The sequence below is a fragment of the Paenibacillus taiwanensis DSM 18679 genome (assembly GCF_000425125.1).
GTDB classification, from domain to species: domain Bacteria; phylum Bacillota; class Bacilli; order Paenibacillales; family Paenibacillaceae; genus Paenibacillus_B; species Paenibacillus_B taiwanensis.
In genome coordinates this window covers 60,167-86,849 of record NZ_KE384306.1, presented here as the reverse complement: position 1 = coordinate 86,849, position 26,683 = coordinate 60,167, and the positions used below count along the sequence as shown (strand labels likewise).

The window sequence follows — 26,683 nt, the reverse complement described above, 5'->3', positions numbered from 1 at the left end:
TTACCCTTCTCTGCTTGCTCTCTTCTCTGCCCTTACTCTACCTTCTCACCATGCTCACCCATCTGTCCTTCCTCACACCCACCCCATACTCCACACCTGTTAAGCTCGTTTTTCCTGCTTATTTCGCCAATTCCGCCTCTCCTTTTACTCGTTAAGGCTGATTTTGCGGCTTATTCGCTTACACGCCTCGCACGCAAAATAACCTCATCCCAATCAGCAATATAGAACTGCTGTCGTGACGAGGTTATTTCGGCATTTTATCGACTACAAATAAGGATTTTCATGCTTAGCTTTAAGCGCATTCCAACGTCGCTCCACTTCCTGCTCAAATGACAGCAGTGCAGCGGCATTTTCAGACTTGCCCATATGACGAGTTTTGCCCATCTTGTTTAGCCACTCCAAAAGAGGTACTTTCTTATTCTTATCTTCAGGATTGTACGTAATATTTGTAATACCACGCTCCACCTCATACAACGGGAAGAAGCAAGAATCTACGGCTGAGTTGACAATGTCAGTGCCAAGCTTATCATCTGAAAGCCAATTCAACGGGCAAGCAATGAGAATCTTGCCATAAACAAGTCCTTCATGCTGCGCGTACCACTGCGCCTTTGCTGCCTTTTTCACCAAGTCCTGCGGGAACGATTCGCTGCCTGTAAACACATATGGAATATGAGTCGCAGCCATAATTTGGGCAGTATCCTTATGATGGAACAGCTTACCCTTTTGAACCGAGCCGACGTTAGAAGTAGACGTCCGATGTCCAAGCGGAGTCGAGTACGACTGCTGCGCGCCCGTATTCATATAACCTTCGTTATCATACTCTAAAATAATCATCTTATGATTACGTAGCGCGGCGCCTATTGCAGGCCCCATACCGATGTCCATACCACCATCGCCAGTTACCATAACAAATGTAAAGTCGTCAGGCAAGTTAAGGTGGTCCAGTTCTCCACGCCGCTTCCGCTCCCAGAACATTTCGACTACACCAGACAACGTAGCCGCTCCATTCTGGAACAAATTGTGAATGTAAGTAGCTTTGTGAGCTGAATACGGATAGCCTGTCGTTACGACCATCGCACACCCAGTATGAAATAAAGTAACGATATCACCTTCAATACCTTTAAAGAACAGTTCCAAACCAGAGAATATACCGCATCCAGGGCAAGCACCATGTCCAGGTGCAATACGCTTCGGCTTCCGTGTAAGGTTACGCAGCGGTGGAATACGAACATTAAGCTTACCGTTGGTCTCATCCGGTGTGACTGTAATAAGCCCTGTATTCAAATCCTCATATTTCATCGGCTCTAACACACGTTGCGGCGCTTTAGAAGCTTCACCTGGTGTATGACCATGGTAATCAAATGGCTTCTCCACCACACCTGTGTTTGCCGCAGCAATAGCCGCTTCAAACAACGCATGACCATCCTCAGCGTAAAAGTCCTTGCCCCCAAGTCCATAAATACGACCAACGACAAGCGTATCACGGTTGTTATACGTCAATAGCGCTGACTTGATCTCCAGCAGCATATTGCCGCCATGTCCGCCGTAGGCGTCTGCACGATCCCCTACAGTGATCGCCTTAACATGTTTGAGCGCCTCAGCAATCTCCTTCGCTGGAAACGGTCGGATTATGTTTGGCGAGATAGAACCTGCCTTAATTCCACGTTCACGCAATTCATCCACGACATCCTTAATAATTTCTGCGGATGAGTTCAGTAAGAATACAGCAACTTCGGCATCATCCATCCGGTACAGATCAAGCATAGGATAGTCGCGCCCTGTTAATGCGTAATATTCCTTGCGTATACGTTCAAATACTTCACCTGCTTTATACATCGCCATCGACTGCTGATAGCAGTTATTAATATAATCAGGTTCGTTCATGTATGGTCCTACTGTAATTGGATGGTTACGATCCAATGTATCAGCAAAACCGTCCATCGGCTTCTCACCTACAAACGAAGCCACGTCCTCGCGATTCGCAAACGTCTGCACACGACGCTTTTGGTGCGACGTAAAGTATCCATCGAATGCCACCAGCACAGGCAAGCGTACCTCGGGGTCCTCCGCTAGCTTCAACGCCATAATATTCATGTCATACACCGCTTGCGGATCTCTGCACAATAACGTAGGCCAGCCCGTATTAAGTGAGAAGTACAAATCGGAGTGATCTCCATGAATATTAAGCGGGCCTGACACAGAGCGGCATACCAAGTTCATAACCATAGGAAAACGAGTACCTGACTGGACAGGCATTTGCTCCAGCATATACATGTATCCATTTGCACTTGTTGCATTAAACACTCTTCCGCCTGCCGTGGAGGCACCATAACATATGCCTGCTGAGCCATGCTCGCCGTCAGCAGGGATTAACTTGATATCATGCTGCCCATTGGCCTTCATTAAATCCAGAAATTGCGCCACCTCGGTTGATGGCGAAATTGGATAATACCCCATGATATGATAATTTATTTGATGCGCTGCATATGCAGCCATCTCGTTACCGGATTCATACACCATCCGTTGTTCCACGGTCCCTATTTTCACTTCTTTGTCGTATTCGATTGCCATGGGTCCTCATCCCCCTTTAATCGTTGTGCTACTGCGTCTATATCGTCTATTTCGTCTATTTCTACATTTATATCGCCATATCTTCAACCTGAGTAGTAGTCCGCTGTATAATATAGGTGCCTATTAATATCCTCAAAAACGCCAAATGTGAAATCAGCTAAAAGAGCCTAAATGAGCCTATACGAGCGTAAATTGATGCGGCACTCGATGCTCATCAGCGTACCCATCTTCCTCACGCGCATCTGAAAGCGCTTCCGTAGGACAAGCATATACACATTTCAAGCAGCCTTTACAGTATTGATAGTCGATGCCTTGCAAAAACATCTGCGGGCGACCCTTCTTGTCTTGCTTCTCTTCCCATACGAAGCAGAAATCTGGACATACATTGTCGCAGGCAGCACAATGAATACATTTATCATCTGCAAAATGAGGCATCATGCCTGCGCGAGAAATACTCAAATCTTTTAATATCGAATTCCCTGGGTTGACAACTACACCGCCGATCGGCTGCGTCTCGTATCCCAATACAGGCGTATCCCAGCGTACAGCTTTTGGCAGCACAATCCCTGCTGCTATTGGAAAAGCACTGAACTTCACTTCGTCATAGCCGCGTTGGAAAGTGTTAAGCGCAGGCTGAACTGACTGCGGATACTTCTTCTCCAGCGACTTACGGATTACACTTTTCATCTGTTCCGCATCCAAAAAGTCACACAAGCGGAACATCGCACCAAGCATAGCCATATTGGCCCGATTCTTCTCCTCAAGTGCAATGCCTGTCGCATCAATAACGGCGATATTGCCTCCTGGCAAACGTAGCATTTCTAACAATCGCTCCGGTGTTTTGGCGGAGTTAACGAGCACAAGACTATCCTCTGTTACACCACTTGTTACGTTTACCGTCTTGTAAAGCGCTTCATGAAATATACCTACAATATGCGGGCGTTCAACCGGCGTTGTATCTCTAATAAGTGTGTCTGGCATACAAAAACGAATGTGTGCTTTCACCGGGGAGCCCTTCTTCTCCGAACCATATGACGAGAAGCTGACACCATTTAATCCGCTGCCAGTAACCCCTGCCTCCGCCAGCATTTTGCCAGCCAGATTGGCACCTAACCCTCCTATAGATTCAAGTCGAATCTCGAAGAAGCCAAGCTCGTTCACTTTGGGCAATGTGACCATGTGGTGGATCTCCTTTCCGATCTCCTCTGCCTGAATAGGCCAAGAATAGTAAAATCATATATCATTATCTGTCTGCTGCATGAGTTTCCGAACTTCTGCACACGTGTCAGGAGACGCTCCGCAACGAGGACAGGTCAAACCAAATTGTAATAGACTGACAAAATGGTAACCCAAATAGACGTTTAGTAGTGTGATTCAAGTCACGTGATCGCGATTACACTATGTCGGTAATGTGAAAATGAAGAAATCAAATTTTGAAGTTCCTGAAGAAGTCGACTAGACGGTACTATTTTGCGTTAACAATAGAGGTTTCTGGTAGGGTGGAGGAATGTGTGCATATGCCTAATAGTCAAAAAGACGCACGAGTTTCCACTGGTGTTGGATCATCGAGGCGCCTTGTCTGTCATCAGAACGATAGGATGGGCGGATGGACTGCTACATCTCTTATAATTACTAGTTATTACTCTTATGCATTATTCGACGTCAACATTCGAATTCCTGCTCTATTCCTCTATATATTGTGTCGTATGCTTATGCAGCCGATTGCAACTGCCTTACGCATTGTTTCTCTCATGTATACCTTTGACCTAATCGTATCATCCTGAACTGCTATGCAGCCGTCCATGTTCCTATAACAGGCCATAAGTGCACTTGGCCGCACCGCTGGAAAATGGGCTCAAGCCCTGTAGCCGATGCCGATGCCGATGTCTATGCCTATGCCTATGCCTATGCCTATATTATGCCTCGCAGTATACGACGGTCACTGTTACTTGTAAAAACAGGCCTAGAGTCTGTACATAACAGTACACCATTAAAAATTGCAAAGCTATGGAGGACCCACCTAATTCAAGAACGCAGCAGGATGAAATGGATACATTCTTTTTTGGGCTTAGCTCGATTTGATTGTGGGGATAGTTCGACAATGAAAATAAAGCTGTCCCCCGATAATCGACGAGACAGCTTATGACAATGCACAATATTATAGACGGGGCCGATCCTTAGCCAGGTATCGTTCCGGCAAGTGGGGCTTCAACGCCGATCGCTTGGCGGTAAGCGTCCATATAACGTTCAGCTTGACGTCGGACATGAGACATGTCACCAGTAGCTACGGCGTCCTTGGTCAAATCCGAGCCAATTCCTACCGCAACCGCTCCTGCACGAATCCAGTCTGCCAAGTTTTGCACATTAACACCGCCAGTTGGCATAAAATTGGCTTGCGGCAAAGGTCCTTTCATCGTCTTAATAATAGACGGATCGTACAGATTTCCAGGGAACAACTTCACAATATCAACACCCAGTTCCAACGCTTGCTGCACATCAGCGATCGTCATGACTCCTGGCAGAACTGGAACACGATACAGATTACATATTTTCACTGTCTCGGCTTGCAATGAGGGACCAACCACGAATTCCGCACCTGCAAGAATGCTGGCACGGGCCGTAGACGCATCAAGTACAGTGCCTGCACCAATAATCGCAAATGAAAGCGGGCTGTTCGGATCGCTTGAATAGCGAGTTCGCAATTGCTCAATTGCTTGTAATGCACGAGGAACCGTCAGTGTAATTTCAATGACTTTGATCCCTCCGGCTATTGCCTCCTCTGCCATCTCTACAACTTGCTCTGCTGAATCTGCACGCAGCACCGCAACTACGCCACATGCTTGAATTTGCTGTAGCAAACGAATTTTGTTCATCTCTGACACTCCTCTTCCCATAAGTAATGAGTCTGTCTGTATAAGCGAAATACTCGTAACCAAACCGTGTAAATCTCCTGATGATTTCGTATGACAAATAGAAGCTCGTGCATTCGTCATCCTATTATTCTAGTTGTAGTGTTAAAACGACCAAACCTCATCATGTACTGGCAAACTTACAGTAGAGATCCTTTCAAAAAGGGCTTAGCGCTCAATATGTACAGCGTGATTCAGCTTATTCTGCACTTGCGCCCATGTAGGCAGCGCTTCCCAGTCACCAAAAGACTGCACAACCATCGCCCCCATGACATTGCCTAACTGCACTGCCTCCACAATGTCATATCCCCGAACGATTCCTGATAGCAAACCTGCGCAGAACGCATCACCCGCTCCGACCGTATCCACCACGTGCTGAACAGGTGTGTAGGGGACGCGGCTTACTTGTGAGCCACGTACGACATAGTTCGTGCCAAGTCCGCCTTTTACAATACAAGTCGCAGATAATTGGCCCAAACGATGAAAGATCGTTTGCTCATCCTCTGTGTCGTAGAGCAGCTTCAGCTCATCCAGACCAGGCAAAAAATAATCCACCTCATCCGCCAGCGGAAGCAGTTCCGCCCGCGCCTGTTCGATCGACCATAATTTCAAGCGCAGGTTCGGATCGAAGCTTACTTTAACACCTGCGTCCTTCGCGGTTCGAACAGCGGCTTGGACCGTGTCCGCACAACTGCTGCTTAATGCAGACGTAATACCTGTTACGTGGAGCAGCTTCGCCGAACGAATGTAGTCCTGATCCAAATCATCAGGCTTCAGGCGGCTTGCAGCCGAATGCTTGCGATAGTAGTACACAGAGGAACGTCCAGCAACCGCTTCACGCATCATCACACCTGTTGCCTCATCTTCACATAATTGAACACGGGACACGTCAACGCCTTCTCCGCGTACCGCTTTCAAAATATAACGGCCTAGCGGATCAAGCCCAAGCCGACTAAACCATCCAACACGGTGGCCCAGCCTGGACAAGCCGATCGCCACATTACTTTCTGCTCCACCAAAAGACTTCATAACCGTTTGCGCATATTCCAGCCCTCGTGTATCTGCGGAACTGAACAATGCCATCGATTCCCCAAACGTAACGACGTCAGGCGTTACGACTTGATCTGACAACGCTTCCATCCCGATGTGCCCTCCCCACAGCCGTTGTTATGCCCTCTAGTTTAAACGCGCTTCCAAATATCGTCAATCCACATCTTCTACAACATTCTGACAATTTGCTGCTTATCCCAGCATTTCTTCCTTATATACATAAGACAAGCGAGCATGCCGTCATTACACTAAATACAATTTCCGAGATGCCAACCTGCTTAATCGTGACGCGCTGACAGGGCATCCATACAGCTCGAAAAAATAAAACTCCAAAAGGAAGCGCCAACCAAGGCGACAATAACAATCCCACAGCAATACCTGCCACAATATGCACCGTAACTGAACCGATATAATAATTTTTGTTTCCCTTTTCACGGATCATCGTTTTCACATAAAATATTGTCCCTACAAAATAAAGTACACAGGCTGCACATAAACGCCATGCCAAACTCCATGCTGTACCTCCGCCAACTTCAAAAGCGATGACCAGCATCCAGCAAAATTGTAATACAGCAATCGCATCGTTTACAAAATGACGCTCATGTTTGCGTTTCGCAAACCACATATGGACGAGATAACACGGCAGCATAACTACTCCCATCCACCAGATGTCCACACGACAGCTTAACAAGATGATAACGGACACAAGCAGCATAGTCCCCCATACGAGATATGCTTTCTTATATGCTGCATATTTACTAGTCTTTACGCCTTGCAGGAAAGCAAATGAGCCACAATAAGCTGAGAACCAAGCTATAGCCAGCCACAAATGCGTCCAATTAGGTTTTGCGGCAAGCATCCCCAGTAGAAAAGGAATGATCAACATCGCCCATGCACCATGCTGGTTTGGAATGATAGACATAGCACTTTGTTTGTTATTCTTTGCTTGTAATGCCATTTGCCATTTCGTCTCCCCTTGCACTCTATTTTTCCGCTGATTACCTCTATATTAATAGAAGCGGTTGCTTCTGTCTAAGTGAATAAATGAACGTTCAAACTTCTGTCAACTGTCTTTTATGAAACGAGTATTATATTGTGACGAATATCACAAATCATCACAAAAACATATGCTATCTTGTGGGTAGATAAAATAAACCTCAAAATGAGGAACGAAAAAATAGAGAAATCCTGCGCGTGGCCTGGGCTCATCATGAGGAGGATACGAACATGTGGGAACGCAAGTTGCAGCATCCCATGCTTAGCAACGCGCCGATAAAGTCCCCTTGGAGTGGAGAGACTTTCGGCTTAAACTTAAGATTTTTGCTTATCGTTACTGTATTTGTCGCTAACGCAATTGAACCCTTAATTCATGCAATGCCGGAAATGAAAGCTTTATTTTTGTGGATATTTACGTTCCACATGCCTTTATTTGTTGGTGTTACCGGTTATTTTGCACGGTCTAATTTGTTCAGCGAGAAGGGTAATCGTATTTTGCGGCAGATCGCCTTGCAATATATAGTGTTTCAATCGATCTACTCGCTACTGGATTATTTCTTGTTCCGTGTGCCAGGTGTTACACACTCCTTCTTTGTCCCTTATTTACTCTTATGGTTTCTAATTGGACATTTGGTCTGGAGAATAGTACTACGCGTATTTATCCACAACGGAGTCAAGCACCCTGTGCTGTGGTCGATTGCACTCGGTGTGTTAGTTGGCTTTATCCCGTTTGGCGGTGCCTGGTTTGCGATTTCACGAACCTTCGTCTATCTGCCATTTTTCGTTATCGGTTACTCTTGCAGTTTGGCGTCTCTTCGCCAACGTGTGACTATCCCGATTCGATTGATGGGAGCTCTTGTTTCCGCTGGACTGCTAATAGGCTTATATTTACTGGCACCACAGATTGAACCTATTTGGCTTATGAACAATATGACCTTCTACGAACTGGGCTGGACTTCGAACGGCTTATCAGCAATCGCACTTCGATTTGCTATATATTTGGTTGAGTTCATTGCTTCAATTGCCTTTTTGGCTTGGGTGCCGCAGCGCATTTGCGCCATCACCGACTTGGGACGACGAACCTTGTACGTCTTTCTGCTGCATGGTCTGATCGTAAGGTTTGCAGAATACTTTGGCCTTTATCAGCACGTCACAAGCGGAATTGCCGTATCCTTACTCATTATGTTTTCCATAGGTTGCACAGTTCTTCTCGCGCAACCTATCGTACGTAACATCGCTCACCCGTTGATTGAACCTAACGGAGAAGCTGTATTCGGCTGGGTACGACGCGACGCTTGGCGTCGGCGCATGAAGCATAGTTAGCTCCCCCGCTAACGCTTCACCCTCGATGCGTGACCCAAACGAATGCTTCACATACACCATACGCTTCACTCCTGCACAAGAGGCTCAGCACATGCTGTGCCTCTTGTGTCATTTATTTACGTGTAAGCATGCATCCATAAGAACTCAACGTATCCCTACCGTTATAAATCCTGTCGTATTTAGCAGCTTCGCCTACAGCAATTCAAATCGCATCATATATTACATTCACGATCCCCATGAAAATCTGAGGGAAAGCTATAACAATTTCTTTCTATTTTACATGTGGAAGTCGCTAGAAAAAGCACGTTAGTTATGATAGACTCATCATAATATACACAATTCATACGTTAATGCTATGAAGTAGAGAAGTGGAGGAATAACTATGTCAGCCCCTAAGATGCGTTCAGACATGATTAAGAAAGGCTTTGACCGTGCACCACACCGCAGCCTGCTCCGTGCAGCTGGTGTTAAGGAAGAAGACTTTGATAAGCCGTTTATTGCCGTATGCAACTCTTATATCGATATCGTCCCTGGACATGTCCACCTTCAAGAATTCGGCAAGATCGTAAAAGACGCCATTCGCGAAGCTGGCGGTGTTCCGTTTGAATTTAACACTATCGGTGTAGACGACGGCATCGCCATGGGTCACATTGGCATGCGTTATTCACTTCCAAGCCGTGATATTATTGCAGATTCTGTAGAAACAGTTGTATCTGCGCACTGGTTCGACGGTATGGTCTGCATCCCGAACTGCGACAAGATTACGCCAGGTATGATTATGGGCGCACTGCGCTGCAACATACCGACTGTATTTGTAAGTGGCGGGCCAATGAAAGCAGGCAAGGATTCCAATGGCCGTTCCATCTCTTTGTCAAGCGTATTTGAAGGGGTGGGCGCGTATCAAGCTGGCAAGATCGATGACAAAGGTCTGCTAGAGTTGGAGCAATATGGTTGTCCGACCTGCGGCTCATGTTCTGGCATGTTTACAGCCAATTCGATGAACTGCTTGGCAGAAGCACTCGGTATTGCACTGCCTGGAAATGGTACCATTCTAGCGGTCTCCCCGGAACGTCGCGAGTTTGTCAAACGGTCAGCAAAACAGTTAATGGAGATCATCAAGCTCGACATCAAGCCGCGTGATATCGTCACTATGGAGGCGATCGACAATGCGTTTGCACTAGATATGGCAATGGGTGGGTCCACGAATACCGTCCTGCATACACTCGCAATCGCACATGAAGCAGGCTTTGAATATCCTGTTGCGCGTATTAATGAGGTCGCATCACGTGTTCCTCATTTGTCCAAGGTAGCACCAGCATCCGATTATCATATCGAGGATATTCACGAAGCTGGTGGCGTGAGCGCCGTCCTGAATGAGCTGTTTAATAAAGAAGGTGCCCTGCACGGTGACTGTATTACGGTGACAGGTAAGACGCTGCGTGAGAACGTAGCTGGCTGTGAGATTCTAAATACTGACGTTATCCATAAGCTCGACAACCCTCATTCCGAGCAAGGCGGACTTGCTGTATTGTTTGGTAATTTGGCACCGGAAGGCGCCATCATTAAAGTGGGCGCGGTGGATAAAGCTGTTGGCGGCCGCCACGTAGGTCCGGCAATCTGCTTTGATTCACAGGACGAGGCACTTGAAGGCATTGCAAATGGTAAGGTTAAAGAAGGTCATGTCGTCGTTATTCGCTACGAAGGTCCTAAAGGTGGCCCAGGCATGCCAGAGATGCTTGCGCCGACATCACAGATTGTCGGTATGGGATTAGGCGCCAAAGTCGGTCTCATTACAGACGGACGCTTCTCCGGCGCGTCTCGCGGCATTAGCATCGGCCATATTTCGCCAGAAGCTGCGGAAGGTGGACCTATCGCCTTTGTTGAGGATGGAGACATCATCGACCTAGACTTGATTAACCGCAAGATTGAGCTACAAGTATCGGATGAAGTTCTGGAGCAACGCAGAGCGAACTGGAAAGGCTTTGAGCCTAAAGTTAAGACCGGATTGTTAGCTCGCTACTCCAAGCTAGTAACGAACGCCAGCCAAGGCGGTGTATTAAAAGTTTAGTAAGGAGCTTCATCTTACGAGTTCTAAGTTTGCCTTTCCCGGCATCGTTATCATCCTATTGTCGTTAGGAAATACAATGTCCTTGATTACTCCAACCAAGAGTAATCAGGGACATTTTTTATGACTATATACGTTTTAACTGTAAAAAAACACTCCTCTTCGTCATCTATAACGAAAAGGAGTGTTTTATTCATAAAGTCAGTATTAAAATTCACCAGCAAAGTGACAAGCTACGAAATGGTTTGACGCCATTTCCTCATACTTTGGTACTTGCTGCTTGCAAATTTCTTTGGCAAACGGACAGCGAGTATGGAACTTACAGCCGCTAGGCGGGTTCGCCGGGCTTGGAATATCTCCTTGAAGTACAATACGCTCAGACTTACGTGTCGGGTCTGGTACTGGAATTGCTGAAAGCAATGCCTTTGTGTACGGGTGAAGCGGTCTAGCAAACAACTCTTCACGCGGTGCCATCTCTACCATAGAGCCTAAGTACATAACACCGATCCGATTACATAAGTGTTCAACGACCGACAGGTCATGTGAGATAAACAAATAAGTTAGGTTTTTTTGTTCTTGCAAATCACTCAGCAAGTTGATGATCTGTGCCTGAATGGAAACGTCCAATGCAGATACTGGTTCGTCAGCCACAATAAATTCTGGATTCATAATAAGCGCACGTGCGATACCAATCCGCTGACGCTGACCACCTGAGAACTCATGAGGATAACGATCAATATGGTATGGTGCAAGACCACAAATAGACAATATTTCTTTTACACGATCACGAATCTCATGCTTGGACACGAGTCCATGATCAACAAGCGCCTCCCCGATTGCTGTACCCACATTAATTCGAGGGTTCAAGGAGCTGTAAGGATCTTGGAAAACCAATTGCATTTTCGGACGCATCGCACGAAGTTCCTTGCGAGATAACTCATGCAGGTCGGTACCTTTAAATTTAACGGTACCTTCCGTCTTTTCAAGCAATCGTAAGATTGTACGACCAGTGGTCGATTTTCCGCAACCAGACTCGCCAACAAGTCCAAGTGCTTCCCCTTTGTTAAGCGTAAACGTAATATCGTCAACTGCACGGACATGACCCACTGTACGCTGCATAATGCCGCCTTGAATAGGGAAGTATTTTTTAAGATGATTAACTTCTAATAATGGCTCTGTCATTATGCTTCCCCACCTTTCTCATAAAGCCAGCAAGCAGCTTTGTGGCGATTCTCATACGTGTTAAGTGGTGGCTGTTTGTCCACACAAATCGACATACAGTGTTCGCAACGATCATTAAAATAACAGTTGTTTCCTAGAGATACTGGGTTAGGCACTTGACCTGGAATAGTGTACAACCGGGACTGGCGTTGATTAATAATCGGCTTAGCCCGAAGCAAGCCTTGTGTATAAGGATGCTTAGGATTACGGAATAATTCATGTACAGGAGCCTCTTCAATCACCTTACCCGCATACATAACGACTACGTGGTCAGCCATTTCCGCTACAACACCAAGATCATGTGTAATCAGCATAATTGCAGTCTTAAATTCACTCTTAATATTACGCATCAAGTCAAGAATCTGAGCTTGGATCGTCACGTCGAGCGCTGTAGTCGGCTCATCGGCGATCAACAGCTTCGGATCACAGCTTAATGCAATCGCGATCATAATCCGTTGACGCATACCACCAGACAATTCATGCGGATAAGAATCGAAAATTTGAGCAGCACGTGGGATGCCTACTAATTCGATCAGTTCGATAGAACGTTTCTTTGCTTCTTTTTTTGTCATCCCTTTATGGATAATAAGCGGTTCAGAAATTTGCTGGCCAATTTTAAACACCGGGTTAAGGGATGTCATTGGTTCTTGGAAGATCATCGCAATTTCATTCCCACGAATATGACGCATTTGACGTTCTTTTAATGTTAATAAGTCTTCACCATTATATAAAATCTGCCCGCCTTCTGTCTTACCTGGAGGCGATACAAGGCGCATGAGGGACATCGCGGTTACACTTTTACCACAGCCGGATTCTCCGACGACACAAAGTGTTTCCCCTTCTTTAATCGCGAAGCTGACATCATTTACGGCCTTGACCACACCACCACTCGTGTAGAAGTTCGTACGCAGATTACGGAATTCAACCAAGTTGTTAGCCATAACGTCCTCCTACTTCTTCATTTTCGGATCGAGTGCGTCACGCAAGCCGTCACCAATAACGTTAATTGCAATAACCGTCATAAAAATACATACCCCAGGTGGAATCCATAACCAAGGTCGTTTCTTAAAGTCTATCAAGTTGTTGGCTGCGGAAATCATGTTCCCCCAAGATGGTGTAGGCGGCACAACCCCAATACCGAGGTAGCTAAGAACAGACTCCATCAAAATCGCACCCGCAACAGATAATGTTGCTACCACTATTATAATCGGAATTGTATTTGGAATCAGGTGACGGAAAATTTTACGTTTATCACGTAACCCAAGCACTTCTGCTGCCTGCATAAACTCTTGCTCCCGCAGAGTCAGTATTTGTCCCCTTACAAGACGGGCCAAGCCTGGCCAACTCATAAATCCAAGCAAGAACATAACTAAATATATCCGTTGGTCTGGCGGAACCTGAATATCCGACAATACAGCTCCAAGTATAATCAGGAGCGGCAAAGCAGGAATAGACAACATAATATCCGCAAACCGCATTATGATCGTATCGACCCACCCGCGGTAATACCCCGCTAATGCTCCAAGTGTACTGCCGATAGCCACCGATACCATCATTGCCACAAGGCCTACTAGCAACGAGATCCGTCCTGCAAGCATAACACGCAGTAAAATATCGCGCCCTAGCTTATCTGTACCTAACCAATGCGATGCGGATGGCCCCTTGTTGCTAGGCCCGGACATCGTCTCTAAAGAATACGGAGACAAAAACGGACCGACAAAACAAATTAAAAACATCATAATAATAACGATAAGACCAGACATTGCAATTTTATTTCTGCGCAGCTGCCGAAATGCTAGCGTCCACGGGGAAGCTGGTTTTGTCTTTGGCATTTCTGCGTTAGTCGACGTTGTATCTACTGCTTGAGCCACTATTCATTCCCCTTTCTATTTCATGCGGACACGCGGGTCAGCAATGCGGTAGAGCATATCGGACACGAAGTTACCGACAAGCGTCAACGCTGCCAAGAACATCGTAAAGCCCATCAACAAGAAGTAATCACGTGACTGAAGTGCGGCCAAATTTATTTTACCAATACCAGGCCAGTTAAACACTTGTTCCGTAATCATCGCACCTGAGAACAGTGCAGGAATCTCCATTCCAAGGAGAGTGATTGCTGGAAGCAAAGCATTACGAAGCGCATGCTTAAATATAACTGTACTTGGTTTTACACCTTTGGCACGAGCAGTACGAATGTAATCCTGACGTACAACCTCCAGCATACTTGTCCGGAAGTAGCGTGTCAGACCACCCACACTAAGTGCTGTAAGCACGGATACAGGCAGCCACATATGCTGAACCAAATCCCATACTTTAGCCATTCCAGTCGCGTTGCTACCCGTTGTATACATTCCGCCTACTGGCGCCCATTTCATATCGACCGCAAAGAACTTGATCGCTAATAGACCGATAAAGAAGGAAGGTAAGGACATCAACGCAAAAACAAGGAAGGTAATAATACCATCAAAGAATGAATATTGCCTGATCGCAGAGTATACGCCAACAAATATAGCAATCGTCCAACTTAGCACGAGTACAATTGCAGCGATAATAAAGGAATTCCACATGTAACGATTCATAACCGTTGTAACCGGTTGCTGATGCTGTGTGGACATCCCCAAGTCACCTTGGATCGTATTTTTAGCCCAAATAAAATATCTTTCATGAACCGGCTTGTCCAAGCCGAACTTTTCTTTTAGCTCTGCTTTACGAGCGTCTGATATCGTTTGCTTGGAATCAACGAAGTTACCTGGCGCCATAGCAAACACACCAAACAATACGATAGATACGCCGATGATCGTCGGAATAATCTGTAAAATGCGCCGTATTGCGTACTGTTTCATAAATATTCCTCCTTGCTTTATATAAACCCAAATGCCCAGCCGTGGCGTGGCTGAGCATTAGGTATCCTAACTTGTACCAATTTTATTGAATTTGGATAGTCGCCAAATCATTAGTAAAGCGACGGTAAGGAGAAATATCGAAACCTTGGATACGGTGGTTGATTGTGAACAAATCACGACGTTGGTACACAAACATCATCGGCAAGTCTTCGTTAATTTGTTGGTAAATTTCTTTAAAGATGCCTTTACGTTCTTCAACGTCTAAAGTAGAGCCTGATTTTTTGAGCAATTCATCCACTTTAGGGTTGCTGTATCCTGTTTTGTTTTGGGAACCGCCTGTACGGAACGTTCCTTCGCTATCTTGTGGGTCTGGTGTTAAGCCAGCTGCCAAGAACAACATGTCGTAGTTGCCTTTGTTGTACTTGTCAAGCATTGCGTTAAAGTCCATTTGGTCAGCTACAAATTCGATGCCCAAATCTTTGTAGTTCTTTTGAGCGATTGGAATGATCGCTTCGTTTACGACGTTAGGTGTAGTAGCGGAGAAGTTGATTTTGAACTTCTTACCGTCTTTTTCACGGATACCGTCAGCGCCAACTTTCCAACCTGCTTCGTCAAGCAACGTTTTTGCTTTATCAAGGTTAAATTCATACTTTTCAACTTCATCTGTATATGCCCATGATACTTTGGATTGTGGGATGTTTACCACATCTGCGTATCCTTGGTACACAGTGTCAACGATTTGCTTACGATCCAAGCCGAAAGTCAATGCTTGACGGACTTTTTTGTCAGCAAATTTAGGATCTTTGTTGTTAAATGCGATGTAACCATAGCCGTTAGTTGGGTTCAACACGGAATCCAAGAATCCGATGTTTTTGATTTCTTCCATTTGATCTTTGGATACGGAAGGATCATCAAAGTCTGTTTCACCTGTTTGCAGCAATTGCATTCTTGTTTCTTCAGTAGTTGTTTTGTAGATCAAGTTTTTGATCTTAGGTGCGCCCATGAAGTAGTTCTCATTTGCTACCAAACGCACTTCTTGACCTGGAAGATACTTCTCAAGCTTGTACGCACCAGCACCTACAGGCTTCGCGAACAAATCTTTCATGCCGCTCATGTTGCCTTGTTTGTAAGCTGCGCCATATACGTGCTTAGGCAAAATACCTGTACCACCGAATACATTCAAAGCCAATACTTTAACTTCGGTATTAGTGAATTCAATCGTCTTCGGATCGATAACTTTAATACCCGCGATTGAAGTCGCTTTACCTTCTTTATATTCTTTCGCGCCAACCAATGGTGCGTATTGCATAACATCGGAAGGACCGTCATAGTCTTTGTCATACAATGCTGTAATTGTAAACGCTACGTCTTCAGCAGTAACAGGTTTGCCATCGCTGAACTTCGCATCTTTTAGTGTAAATGTAAAAGTCTTGTTGTCGTCAGATACTTTATAATCTGCCATGAATGGTGAGAATGTACCATCCTTATTGATAGTAAGCAGCTGTGCAAAAATGGATTCTACGAGGTATACATCATAAGTTGATTCAGCGTACAACGGGTTGAAGATACCGGATGGATCTGTAATACCAAGAATAGCTGTATCCTTGCGGTTCACAGCAGCTTCAGGGTTCAAGCTTGCGTCTGGAGCAGGAATAACACCTTCTGTTACCAATTCGCCTTCGCCAGTTGTTTCTTTTCCGGAATCAGTTTGACCGGAATCAGGAGTCTTGTTGCCCTCAGCAGAATCGCCGCCGCCGCATGCAGTCAATACGAGCGAGAATGCCAGTACAAGGCTCAGTACAGTGAGTAATCTTTTCTTCACAACAATTGCCCCCTAATCGTTTTTATTTATATTTACTTACAAACATGCATACCTATAATCTCAAACAAGATTAAAGGGATCGTTCGTTTATTACTTATAGAACACTGGTCAAAATGAGATATTCGACAGGTGGGACATAAGTAGGAAACGAATATTTTTCATAATACTACTTTATAATTATGTATTTGTAAATCCCTTTGTCAGCTTTATATTAAAATAAATTCATAATGATTCGATAAGTTTTTTTTATCATCGACAATATTAACATATCCAGATCCCACCAGATTATGCTGACAATATCTAACTTTTCCTAGTATACACGGACATTTGTCCTCCATATAGGGACATTCACTTGGACATGTCCTCTATGTATGTGCATATGAAAACATCGCATTTACTTGCATAACTTTTGCATAACGACATTTAAAAATAAAAACAGTCCCGCAATTCCTCAAATTTACAGAACGCAGGACTGTATGAAAATAATTATATACCCTCTTTTCACATCACATGAGGTGCTTTGCTTACTGCATGATCACCTCGGTGAATGCCTGATTCACTCGTTTCATATGCAAAACAATGTCCATATCGGGTTAATAACGTTTCTTTAGACATAATAATTGTCTTAGGTACGAGTTGATTGGATTGCTGCTTCAATCTACTTTGACCAAGCGGATGTATAACTCTCATCAGCACTCTCAAATATTTCTGAGTCATCCATGAGAATAAGCCTTTCGGCAGTTCTCGAATCGTAAAGCCAAATTGCTCAGGCCCACGATGCATAAAGCTGACTCCATACAGCGCCTTCACTTCTTGACAAAGCTCTTCTCTAGCTTGCAAATACTCTGCAATCTCCGGTAATGTACGTTCAACATCACGAATCATATGAATAGCAAGCTGCATGGAGCTTCGCGAACGTTTCCCGATGTCATACAAACGCTTGTTATCAAAGTGGAGCTCCAAAATCATATCCTCATGATTCAAGACGACACCGTCATCCAGTTGCAGCGCTTCGCCATGATAAGGGCGAATTCGGAAATGGAATACGGGACTTGTCTCATTGGTTGTTTTAAGACCGAAAAATATGTGGAACAATTTCTCGTATCCTAGCCATAACTTTACGACCATTTGCTTCATCCAGGAAGGATTCTTCGTCTTCTCTATATCTGTGACACGCATTAATTCATCTACACGTACGCAACGAAGTTCCTTTGCCTTCGCATCCTCCAGGAAGCGTTGCAGGGCAATTAGCATCTCGGCAGGAGCTTCCCTGTCCGCTCCAAACGTTAGTCCACAATCGTGCAGGAGCAGCACTTCCCCGCCGCGGCAGCGCTTGGACATCCGCTTGTACAAACGTTCTGCCCCCAACTTCTTCCGCCAATCTCCAAATAACACAGACCATAATATAATCTGAATATGGCCAAGATTACCGAAATCAAATAAATTAACAATACCCCACGGTGGGCGATAATAAATGGCGGGTTTCCCTGTGATTGCCTCGATAATATCCGAGGTCTTCTTGATGTGACGTTTTACCGTTGCGGGTCGCATCAGCCAATTAGTCTTATGAATATAATTATGAATACCGATTAAATGTCCTTCATCATGCATACGCTTGATGAGCTCGGGATGCTGCTCTGCATGGATACCAACAACAAAAAAAGTGGCTTTCGCCTGATATTCCTTCAGCAGATCAAGTAACTGTACCGTATATACAGGATCAGGGCCATCGTCAAAAGTGAGAGCTAACTCACGATCCGACTTCCCTTTCTGGAATACACGGAATCCAAAAAGACGGCTGAACACGCCTGGGAGAAACGCATAAAACGTCAGGATATAAAATGTCCACAACAATAAGACTTCCATCCGTATTTCCCCGTTTCGTGATAACGTTATGTTTATTTATATTGTAACATATCCCCCAAAAGAATAGGCATATGATTTCGATATCGTGTACAATGATGAATAAACTGTGCCTGTTTACAGAAAATCCCCACTAGGAAAAGGAGTCACCCACTATGCTCGCCTTTTATCGCAAATATTGGCGCACTGCTTTTGACATCGGGCTTATTGTACTAACCGTATACTTGATCATGCTTGCCTTCAGTAATCTGTATGCCATTGCAGCCCCTATCTTTCTTGCTTTTGTGATCTACTTGATCATTGAGCCGTTTGCAGCTTTTCTGCATCGTCGCGGAATGAAGAAATCTATAGCTTCTGCTCTTTCGGTTATGTTATTTGTTCTTGTTATTTTAGGGACAATGCTCGGGGCCGGTATTATATTTACACAGCAGATCAGTGACCTGATCGGTCAATTGCCTAAGTACCGCGACATGATTATTAAAGAGTCCGGCAAGCTGATTATTTTCTTACAACATAAGTATGAATCATTACCACCAGATGTGAGTGCACGTATAAGCACCTATATTTCCGATTTTGCAAAAACAGGAGAAGAATGGGCAACATCATTTTTAAGCTGGGTAGTCCGCCATGTTGCATCGTTGTCTACATTTATCGTTAATTTTGGTATTGCGATCGTCCTAGCATATTTCCTCAGTACCGAAATTGACTCATGGAAACGTTTGGCTAATGACAAAACACCTCGAACGTTTAAAGAAGCTTTTAACTTTTTAAAGGACAATGTGTTCCGCGGGATCGGCAGCTACCTTAAGTCACAGTTTAAGTTGATCTCGATCTCATTTTGCACCATTTTTATTTCGTTGATTTTGCTAAATGTCAGTAATGCATTTTCGATTTCCCTGCTATCGGCATTTTTCGATATTTTGCCCATACTAGGTGTACCTGTCATCTTTGTACCTTGGATCGTTTACTTGTTTGTGATTGGCAACACGTCACTTGCGATATGGCTCACTGTAGTGTTAGGTATCGTCTTGCTCACGCGTCAAATTTTGGAGCCCAAGATCACAGGGGATTCATTGGGTGTGTCCGCCTTTACGATGCTGTCGTTTATGATTATTTCGTTATCTTTGTTTGGCGTAGCGGGTTTAATATTATCACCTGTGCTGCTAATTTTAATCAAAGCTTTGATGGATCAAGGCTACTTAACACGCTGGATTCGTTTTCCAGCCGAAGAGATTCAATCTCACCCTTTAGCACCAACACTTGATGAGGACAAATCCTGATTGGCATAAACGTTTTACCTAATATGTTGACAAGCTTAAAGGGCGGTTACCTGTCACAGGTAAGTCGCCCTTTATTTGTCCCTTCGCGCCAGTTCGTCCATAATATCCCCAAACACTTGAGTGGCACGATGCTCTGACTGTTGTTTCTCTCCAATGGATACAACTGCAACCGCATATTGAGGATGATTTACTGGCCCGTAACCTACAAACCACGAGTTCAGTTTATCCAATCCGTAAGCAGATGCCTGCGCCGTTCCACTCTTGCCAGCAAGTACCCAGCTGCGATGCTGCAACGATTTTCCAGTCCCAGCCACAACCGTCTGTTTCATCCATTGCAGCAGCCTGTCTGCTGTTGAAGATTGAAGGGTCCGCTCTAATCGTGCTTCACTCGCAAATGAAACAAGCGCACTGCCCTTGGCATCTTCAATTCGCTCCACGAGACGGGGATGCCCGAATATTCCGCCCTTCAGCAAAGTGACCATCAAGTTAGCAGCAGCGAGTGGCGTAATTCTGACATCACGCTGTCCGATGCCTGTCTGTGCCCTGATGCCACCATCCGTCTTGTATACACCCCCCGCTTGTTTTACAAATACACGACCCGACTGTTCTCCTTCAAAGTGTTTCAACGACTCGTGACCAAAGCCGTCGCTCGACTGCATCCCAACAGGTTTTATTAAACCCATTTTTTCCGCATAACGTTGAATTTGTTTACCTTGTAATCTTTCACCCAACTCAGCAAAGACAACGTTACACGAATCTGCAACAGCTTCTGCTAGCATAAGTGTCCCGTGACCCTCATGCTTCCAGCATGACAGCCCGTATTTAGAATAAGCACCATCACAATGAAACTGTTCATGCAAATTCGTTATCCCTTCTTCAAGTGCAGCTGCCGCAATGACAAGCTTGAACACAGAACCTGGTGTAATCGCCTGGATTGCTTGATTGTTCCATTGCTCTCCGTCCGGATCGAGATGATTTGGATTATAACGGGGTAAGGACACCATCGCCACTACATCTCGCGTATTCGTATCAAGCACAACTGCTGCGCCTTTTGTAACCCCGTGCTGAAGCATCATATCCTGGATAGAACGCTGAAGCTCCATGTCAACCGTTGTGACTACTTGCAACGGATAATATGGATTGCTTGGTTGGCGAACCCTTATATCCAGTCCATGCAGCGGTCTGCTTGCAGCATCCATATAATGGACGTACGTTACTGGCCCAAGGCCAGCTAACAGGGGCTCCAGCGATCGTTCGAGGCCCGCCGTCCCTATACGTTTCACATAGGACCAGGAAGGTTGCAAACCGTTGTCCGTCGATGCTCCAATTGTAGGCTTAGCCTCGCTTGTATACCCTATCCAATGCGGAGTTTGCTCATGCCAAGGATAGGGCTCTACGTATGGTAGAATACGCACTCCGTTCCAATTTTGTTGAGAAATGAAGTTTTGATCCTCTTCGCTCAAAGGATAGGGACGCTTAATATCATTTGGATCTTTCCATAAGATAGGTTCGCTTATATTCAACCACCGTTCATAAAGTACGGCTTCTTCTATTTTTAACAGTTGGGCCAACGTATGTACTGCACCCATAGACATCGCTTGTCGCTTGAGCGGAAACAATACGAGTACATGTGAAGATCGTCCGGTAATCATGACCCCATTCCGGTCTACAATACGCCCTCTACCATCATCAAGCACGATTCCGCGCTCTCGCTGAATAACCGACTGTGTGATAAGAGAATGCGGATCATGGGGCAGCGGCCTATTAGGACCGATAAATTGCAACCACGCCAACCGCAAACTATAAAAAAGTAATATGCCTGAAATCAGCATCGTGACCACACTGATCCGTTTCCACCTTTGTAGTTCTACTTTAACCCGCATCTCTATCACATCCCCGCCGCTCTACTAGTGAATACAATGACTCACTTAGTAGTATCGTCAACGAGATCTACTTTTAATCAGCCTTATATTATCCCTGCCATTACCGAATGAAATGTACGATTCTCCACAAAAAAAGCACCCCTCGCAAGAAGGAATGCTTTTACTTATATAATATATTATTGTTTCATATTACTTTGTTAACGCTCCATCGTAAACTGATCCAATTGCTGCATCAATTGATCTGATACTTGCTCCAGCTCATTTGAAAGGTCGACTAGTCTTGCAGACACGGTCATCTGTTCATTACTTAACGATGCAACTTCTTCTGAGGTTGCAGATGATTCCTCCGCTACTGCACTTACATTAGACATCGCTTCTGTCAAAATACGTTGGGATTCATCCAGTTCATTCACACCAGCCGTTGCATAATCAAGCTTCGTAAATAACTGAACCATCTGATCCTCCACTGTATGGAAAATATGGTCTGCTTCTTTTACGGCTTCTAATTGTTCCTTAAATATCGGATACGCATCACCAAGCATCATTACAGTTTCATTTACTTCTCGTTGTATACTCTCCAAAATTTGTCCAACTACCTCGATTGACTGTTTAGACTGGTCGGCAAGACTGCGTATTTCGTCCGCTACTACCATGAACCCTTTGCCTGCTGCACCAGCACGCGCCGCTTCAATGGCTGCATTTAGCGACAAAATGTTTGTTTGCTTGGTCATCTGCGTTAGCAATTCCAAAATTTTACGAACGGAAAGTGTGCTCTCCTTTAACGCATCCACTTTAGAAACGAGCGAACGAATCATCGTCTCGGTCGTCTCCGTCTTATGGTTAAGTTCAACCATATAATGTGTACCGCGTTGACTCGCAGCTTGAACCTCTGTTGCAGCCGTATACATATCTACGTTCATTTCAATAACGTTTAACATTTTTTGTGAGGTGCTCTCTGTCCAATGGTTGCTGCGCTCTGCTTCAACTGCCAAGCTCGTAGCGCCGTTTGCAATCTCTTCGGTTGCAACTGCGATCTCCTTCGCCGAACTCGCTGTCAGGCGCGAAGCTTCTCCTAGACGCGAAGCTGTAGCCAGTACAGCTTGTGCAGATTGTTCCGTACGCTGTACAAGCTCCGAAATTCGGGACATCATCGTATTAAAGCTGACCGATAACTGCCCGATCTCATCTTTTGAGCGATGATTCATCTGAAGCCCTAATTTGCCTTGAGCCCCTTCTTCCATCAGATCCCGTAATCGCTGTAGCGGCTTGCCAATTCTTCTCATTACGTACCAACCTAGCAAGAGGGCGACAATGATCGCCACAACGATGGAAATCAACGTTACGTTTCGAATGGAAGCTGTACCCTTAAGCAATTCTCCCATCGGCGTAAATCCATTTATCGTCCATCCCGTAACAGGTGAGACATAATAGGTACCTAGTTGATCCTCGCCAGATGTGTTAGCTACTATACGATAGTCAACACTCTTGTCTTTTGTTACATCCAAACGAAGCTGTGGCTCCTGACCAATTAATTGGAGATCGTTAGCCAGTACCACTTTTCCTGCCCCGTCCACAATCTGAGCAAACCCACCACTACTTTTATCCCATTTCAACTGCTCTTGCAAAGTCTGCACATATACTTCCATAACCATCACATACATGGACTGACTCGTATTAATATTTTTAACTACTCTGGCCAGTGCATATGTTTCCTTTGGACTTTGGCCTGATAACCCGCGCTTAGATGACGGAATCCAGTTGACGTTGCCTGAAAGTTTAAGAGTCGCGTCAAACCAAGGTTTGTTGCGCTCGTCTGCCATTGTTGTAGTGGATACTCCCGAAGAATAAATCGTAGCATGTTCCTTATCAATTGGGATTAAATAAATTCCAAATAAGGAATGGTTTGCAAAAACGTAAGAACGAAGCTTATTTTCAATGTCCTTTGAGAGCTGGAACAACTCATACTGATCGCTCTCTTTTGTGTTATACGCTTCTGTCAACAATTTCTGCGTATCCTGATCAAATAAAATTTGATTGGTTAACTCCATGTTGTTCTGGAATAAAAGATCCAATTTTTCGCCTGCTTGCTGAACCGTTTGAACTTGAGATAACGATACCTGCTCTTGAATCGTTGCTTGAGCGCGGTCATAAGAGAATCCCCCAATTCCCCCTACAAGAACCGTTATACTGACGAGGAACAACGTAAATAACTTCATCCCCACCGAATGAAACGGATTTCTTGCAGCCAGCGCTGTTGGTTGCTGCGGGACACCGTTAGATGGAGTTACAGTTGTCTCTTTTCTCTTTCTCCAATTCATTGCCACACACCACCCTATATGTATAAATATTTAAAACTTATGTCATTAGGCCTAGGTATATAGTTCGACATATTCATTTTAAATCCTTTTGAGCGCTTATACTTTCTTTTCATCCTTTTTAAAAGATCGTATTTTAGTCCAAGCTATGACTTTATACTAAAAACCCCTCGCCTATAAGGCAAGGGGAAAAACATCTATACGATGTGCAAATATCTATGCTGCGCACACTCGCTGCTTTGCTTAACGGTTTTTTTTACGCATCATATCGAAATAATGGACAGGCTGCTCCACTTTCATACGAATAAGCTGCAATGGATGTCTGGCTGCATCCAACTCATTGCCATCTGTATCCCAAATCTGTCCCACAGTCTGTTTAAAGAACGTTCCGTTAGGACCAAAAAATTCAATTTCTGCTCCTGGTTTAAAATGATTGCGCTGCTGAATGGTAGCCATGCAAGTATCCGCATCATAATCCACTACGAGTCCAGCAAAGTCATAAGGCGCAGCCTTTTCTTCTGGTTCGTAAATATGGTCTTCATGGTCCGGTTCTTCATAGAAAAAGCCGGTGTTGACAGGCCGGTTTGCTGCCTTGTTCATTTCCTCAATCCACTCTGGCTTTAATTGATAATGATCAGGGTCAGCCATGTACGAATCAATAGCTTGTCTGTACACATTTACTACAGTTGCCACGTAATGAATAGACTTCATACGACCCTCTATCTTAAAGCTATCCACACCCACGTCAACCAAATCTGGAAGGTGCCCAATCATACACAAGTCTTTTGAACTCATTGTAAATTGGTTTTGTTGTTCCTGGAACAATGGGAGCTGTGTAACTCCTAGTTTAAAGGGTTGCAAAGCAGGCTCCTGAGCTGCCTCCTCTTCACTGACTAGCTTTGTCAGGTCAGGTCGATCGTCCTCAAACAGATCATACTTCCAACGGCACGACTGACAGCAGCCGCCGCGATTCGAATCACGGTCCGTGAAGTGATTCGACAGCGTACAGCGGCCTGAATAGGACGAGCACATTGCACCATGAATAAAAGCTTCAATTTCAACATCTACGTGCGCTTTCATCTCTGCAATCTCGTCCATACTCGTCTCACGTGCCAGCACGACACGTGGCGCACCTTCTTCTTTCCAGAACTGCACCGTCTGCCAGTTCGCAATCGATTGCTGCGTACTAACGTGAACTTCAAGAAGTGGAGCGACACGCTGTGCCGTCTCGATAATGACAGGATCTGCTGCAATAATTGCAGCGATTCCGACTTCTTGCAGTTTAAGCAAATACGCTTCAATACCTGCAATATCTTCATTATGGGCGTAAATGTTCGTAGCTACAAACACTTTAGCCCCATATTTTTTAGCAAATTGTACACCTTCACGCATTTCCTCAAACGTAAAGTTGTCCGCATTTGAGCGCAAACCATATTTCTGGCCCCCGATGTATACGGCATCGGCTCCATAGTGAACCGCAAACTTCAGTTTCTCCAGGTTACCGGCGGGTGCGAGCAGCTCAGGCTTGTCGAGACGATTCCGTTTGCCGTTATATTTACGTATTCTAGTGTTGGTTGTGTTTGTCATCTGCTTCACGCCCCCCTCTTAATACATCTGTTCTTTATAGAAAAAGCCAAACGACAGCTCCCGTTCAGGATCTTGCACTAGACGAATACGCTCCATCCATTCAGGACGGAACGCATATCCGGATGGATCTGCCGCATATGCATCTATTGCTTCACGATACACACGAATGACCTCTTCATTGTAAGCAGCGGACTTAAACAAACCTTCAATTTTGAAACTGTCCAGCCCTGCATCCAACAGCAGCTTTAGATCCTCAAGAATACACATATCATCAGAACTCATAATATGAGTCCCGTTCTCGTCCTCATAGACAGGAAATTTCTCCTCCTGACGCTCCTGCTCAATCAGGAACAATTTACGATCCCGTCCCACTTTTGCCGTCTCTTCTTCCTGTCCAGTATGACGTAAATAGTGCTGAACAAGATGACGCTTTGAATGATATATATTGGTCATACCGTGCACTTGCACTTCTACTTCCATGTCAGGCAAATACTGCTTCATTTCCAATACCTGTTCCATATTCAGTTCACGAGCCAATACAATACGGCTCGAACCACGTTTTTGCCAATAACGGGCTGTCGCATAATTCGTCGATGTCATCTCCGCGTTCCAATGCAGCTTTAAGCTTGGTGCAGAGCTTCTGATCGTCATTAATACGGCAGGGTCTCCATAAATAACGGCATCAACCCCAATACGTTCAATGGCTGTCAGGTATGCGGGAAGATCCTTTAAGGCATCATTATGCAAAATATTGTTCACAGCTACGTACAGTTTGGCGTGATACTTACGCACGATTGGCATTGCCAATTCAATATCCGCAAGTGTCATCTGACCTGGCATACGCATGCCATATATTGATTCGCCGACAATAACCGCCGTTGCACCCGCCTTCAGAAATCGCTCGACTTCCTCCAGCGAGCCTGCAGTTATGAGCAGTTCAGGTTTAGTTGTCATC

General features: G+C 45.0%; 18 protein-coding genes. 3 read left to right on the top strand and 15 right to left on the bottom strand.

All coding sequences use genetic code 11. From position 1 onward, the window contains the following. Nucleotides 1–264: 264 nt before the first annotated feature. From H509_RS0109185 to H509_RS0109165, 5 genes are all read right to left on the bottom strand, one after another. Complete coding sequence (locus H509_RS0109185; RefSeq protein WP_028544829.1) at nt 265–2,571, bottom strand: thiamine pyrophosphate-dependent enzyme; 2,307 nt, start codon at nt 2,569–2,571, stop codon at nt 265–267. A gap of 177 nt (nt 2,572–2,748) precedes the next feature. After that, nucleotides 2,749–3,750 carry a 2-oxoacid:acceptor oxidoreductase family protein gene (locus H509_RS0109180; protein ID WP_028544828.1) on the bottom strand — a complete coding sequence of 334 codons (1,002 nt, stop codon included), beginning with the start codon at nt 3,748–3,750 and terminating at the stop codon, nt 2,749–2,751. Nucleotides 3,751–4,748: 998 nt separating this feature from the next. Beyond that, a complete protein-coding gene (locus H509_RS0109175) occupies nt 4,749–5,444 on the bottom strand; it encodes a bifunctional 2-keto-4-hydroxyglutarate aldolase/2-keto-3-deoxy-6-phosphogluconate aldolase (RefSeq protein ID WP_028544827.1) in 696 nt (231 codons plus the stop codon). 204 nt (nt 5,445–5,648) lie between these two features. Then, nucleotides 5,649–6,620: a sugar kinase gene (locus H509_RS0109170; RefSeq protein WP_028544826.1), complete on the bottom strand. Its 972-nt coding sequence runs from the start codon at nt 6,618–6,620 to the stop codon at nt 5,649–5,651. A gap of 121 nt (nt 6,621–6,741) precedes the next feature. Next, entirely contained in the window at nt 6,742–7,488 is a 747-nt protein-coding gene (locus H509_RS0109165; protein WP_028544825.1) for a YwiC-like family protein, read from the bottom strand. A gap of 269 nt (nt 7,489–7,757) precedes the next feature. Here H509_RS0109165 and H509_RS0109160 point away from each other — a divergent pair, with 269 nt between their 5' ends. Together H509_RS0109160 and ilvD are read left to right on the top strand one after the other, a co-directional pair. Next, nucleotides 7,758–8,849: an acyltransferase family protein gene (locus H509_RS0109160; RefSeq protein ID WP_051286915.1), complete on the top strand. Its 1,092-nt coding sequence runs from the start codon at nt 7,758–7,760 to the stop codon at nt 8,847–8,849. 382 nt (nt 8,850–9,231) lie between these two features. After that, nucleotides 9,232–10,917 (top strand): dihydroxy-acid dehydratase, encoded by a 1,686-nt coding sequence (gene ilvD / locus H509_RS0109155; protein ID WP_028544823.1) that lies wholly within the window; start codon nt 9,232–9,234, stop codon nt 10,915–10,917. Between the two features lie 204 nt (nt 10,918–11,121). Here ilvD and H509_RS0109150 read toward each other — a convergent pair whose 3' ends face one another. The 6 genes from H509_RS0109150 to H509_RS24770 form a co-directional block, all read right to left on the bottom strand. Next, on the bottom strand, nt 11,122–12,096 hold the full coding sequence (locus H509_RS0109150; RefSeq protein ID WP_028544822.1) for an ABC transporter ATP-binding protein: 975 nt from the start codon (nt 12,094–12,096) through the stop codon (nt 11,122–11,124). Further along, nucleotides 12,096–13,076 carry an ABC transporter ATP-binding protein gene (locus tag H509_RS0109145; protein ID WP_028544821.1) on the bottom strand — a complete coding sequence of 327 codons (981 nt, stop codon included), beginning with the start codon at nt 13,074–13,076 and terminating at the stop codon, nt 12,096–12,098. Before H509_RS0109145 ends, H509_RS0109150 begins: the two co-directional genes overlap by 1 nt. A 9-nt stretch (nt 13,077–13,085) precedes the next feature. Beyond that, nucleotides 13,086–14,006, bottom strand: coding sequence for an oligopeptide ABC transporter permease (gene opp4C / locus H509_RS0109140; RefSeq protein ID WP_028544820.1), 921 nt, complete (start codon nt 14,004–14,006; stop codon nt 13,086–13,088). 15 nt (nt 14,007–14,021) lie between these two features. Then, nucleotides 14,022–14,978, bottom strand: coding sequence for an ABC transporter permease (locus H509_RS0109135; protein WP_028544819.1), 957 nt, complete (start codon nt 14,976–14,978; stop codon nt 14,022–14,024). An 82-nt stretch (nt 14,979–15,060) separates the two neighbouring features. Next, complete coding sequence (locus H509_RS0109130) at nt 15,061–16,800, bottom strand: ABC transporter substrate-binding protein (RefSeq protein WP_028544818.1); 1,740 nt, start codon at nt 16,798–16,800, stop codon at nt 15,061–15,063. Nucleotides 16,801–17,301: 501 nt separating this feature from the next. Continuing rightward, entirely contained in the window at nt 17,302–18,666 is a 1,365-nt protein-coding gene (locus tag H509_RS24770) for a polysaccharide deacetylase family protein (RefSeq protein WP_051286914.1), read from the bottom strand. Nucleotides 18,667–18,818: 152 nt separating this feature from the next. Between H509_RS24770 and ytvI the strand changes: the two genes are divergently transcribed. Further along, nucleotides 18,819–19,943, top strand: coding sequence for a sporulation integral membrane protein YtvI (gene ytvI / locus H509_RS0109120; protein WP_028544817.1), 1,125 nt, complete (start codon nt 18,819–18,821; stop codon nt 19,941–19,943). A 71-nt stretch (nt 19,944–20,014) separates the two neighbouring features. Here the strand turns inward: ytvI and H509_RS0109115 are convergent, their stop codons facing one another. The 4 genes from H509_RS0109115 to H509_RS0109100 form a co-directional block, all read right to left on the bottom strand. Then, the gene (locus H509_RS0109115) at nt 20,015–21,826 is read right to left on the bottom strand and encodes a peptidoglycan D,D-transpeptidase FtsI family protein (protein WP_028544816.1); all 1,812 of its coding nucleotides are present in this window, start codon (nt 21,824–21,826) and stop codon (nt 20,015–20,017) included. Between the two features lie 197 nt (nt 21,827–22,023). After that, nucleotides 22,024–24,144: a methyl-accepting chemotaxis protein gene (locus tag H509_RS24765; RefSeq protein ID WP_245596012.1), complete on the bottom strand. Its 2,121-nt coding sequence runs from the start codon at nt 24,142–24,144 to the stop codon at nt 22,024–22,026. 240 nt (nt 24,145–24,384) lie between these two features. Continuing rightward, complete coding sequence (locus H509_RS0109105) at nt 24,385–25,728, bottom strand: peptidase U32 family protein (RefSeq protein WP_028544815.1); 1,344 nt, start codon at nt 25,726–25,728, stop codon at nt 24,385–24,387. Between the two features lie 18 nt (nt 25,729–25,746). Next, nucleotides 25,747–26,682 (bottom strand): peptidase U32 family protein, encoded by a 936-nt coding sequence (locus H509_RS0109100; protein WP_028544814.1) that lies wholly within the window; start codon nt 26,680–26,682, stop codon nt 25,747–25,749. Nucleotide 26,683: the final 1 nt, after the last annotated feature.

Excerpts from the sequence above, each read along its gene's own strand:
- H509_RS0109185 (WP_028544829.1), bottom strand. The coding sequence starts at position 2,571 with ATGGCAATCGAATACGACAAAGAAGTGAAAATAGGGACCGTGGAACAA.
- H509_RS0109180 (WP_028544828.1), bottom strand. The coding sequence starts at position 3,750 with ATGGTCACATTGCCCAAAGTGAACGAGCTTGGCTTCTTCGAGATTCGA.
- H509_RS0109175 (WP_028544827.1), bottom strand. The coding sequence starts at position 5,444 with ATGAACAAAATTCGTTTGCTACAGCAAATTCAAGCATGTGGCGTAGTT.
- H509_RS0109170 (WP_028544826.1), bottom strand. The coding sequence starts at position 6,620 with ATGGAAGCGTTGTCAGATCAAGTCGTAACGCCTGACGTCGTTACGTTT.
- H509_RS0109165 (WP_028544825.1), bottom strand. The coding sequence starts at position 7,488 with ATGGCATTACAAGCAAAGAATAACAAACAAAGTGCTATGTCTATCATT.
- H509_RS0109160 (WP_051286915.1), top strand. The coding sequence starts at position 7,758 with ATGTGGGAACGCAAGTTGCAGCATCCCATGCTTAGCAACGCGCCGATA.
- ilvD (WP_028544823.1), top strand. The coding sequence starts at position 9,232 with ATGTCAGCCCCTAAGATGCGTTCAGACATGATTAAGAAAGGCTTTGAC.
- H509_RS0109150 (WP_028544822.1), bottom strand. The coding sequence starts at position 12,096 with ATGACAGAGCCATTATTAGAAGTTAATCATCTTAAAAAATACTTCCCT.
- H509_RS0109145 (WP_028544821.1), bottom strand. The coding sequence starts at position 13,076 with ATGGCTAACAACTTGGTTGAATTCCGTAATCTGCGTACGAACTTCTAC.
- H509_RS0109135 (WP_028544819.1), bottom strand. The coding sequence starts at position 14,978 with ATGAAACAGTACGCAATACGGCGCATTTTACAGATTATTCCGACGATC.
- H509_RS24770 (WP_051286914.1), bottom strand. The coding sequence starts at position 18,666 with ATGGAAGTCTTATTGTTGTGGACATTTTATATCCTGACGTTTTATGCG.
- ytvI (WP_028544817.1), top strand. The coding sequence starts at position 18,819 with ATGCTCGCCTTTTATCGCAAATATTGGCGCACTGCTTTTGACATCGGG.
- H509_RS0109115 (WP_028544816.1), bottom strand. The coding sequence starts at position 21,826 with ATGCGGGTTAAAGTAGAACTACAAAGGTGGAAACGGATCAGTGTGGTC.
- H509_RS24765 (WP_245596012.1), bottom strand. The coding sequence starts at position 24,144 with ATGAATTGGAGAAAGAGAAAAGAGACAACTGTAACTCCATCTAACGGT.
- H509_RS0109105 (WP_028544815.1), bottom strand. The coding sequence starts at position 25,728 with ATGACAAACACAACCAACACTAGAATACGTAAATATAACGGCAAACGG.
- H509_RS0109100 (WP_028544814.1), bottom strand. The coding sequence starts at position 26,682 with ATGACAACTAAACCTGAACTGCTCATAACTGCAGGCTCGCTGGAGGAA.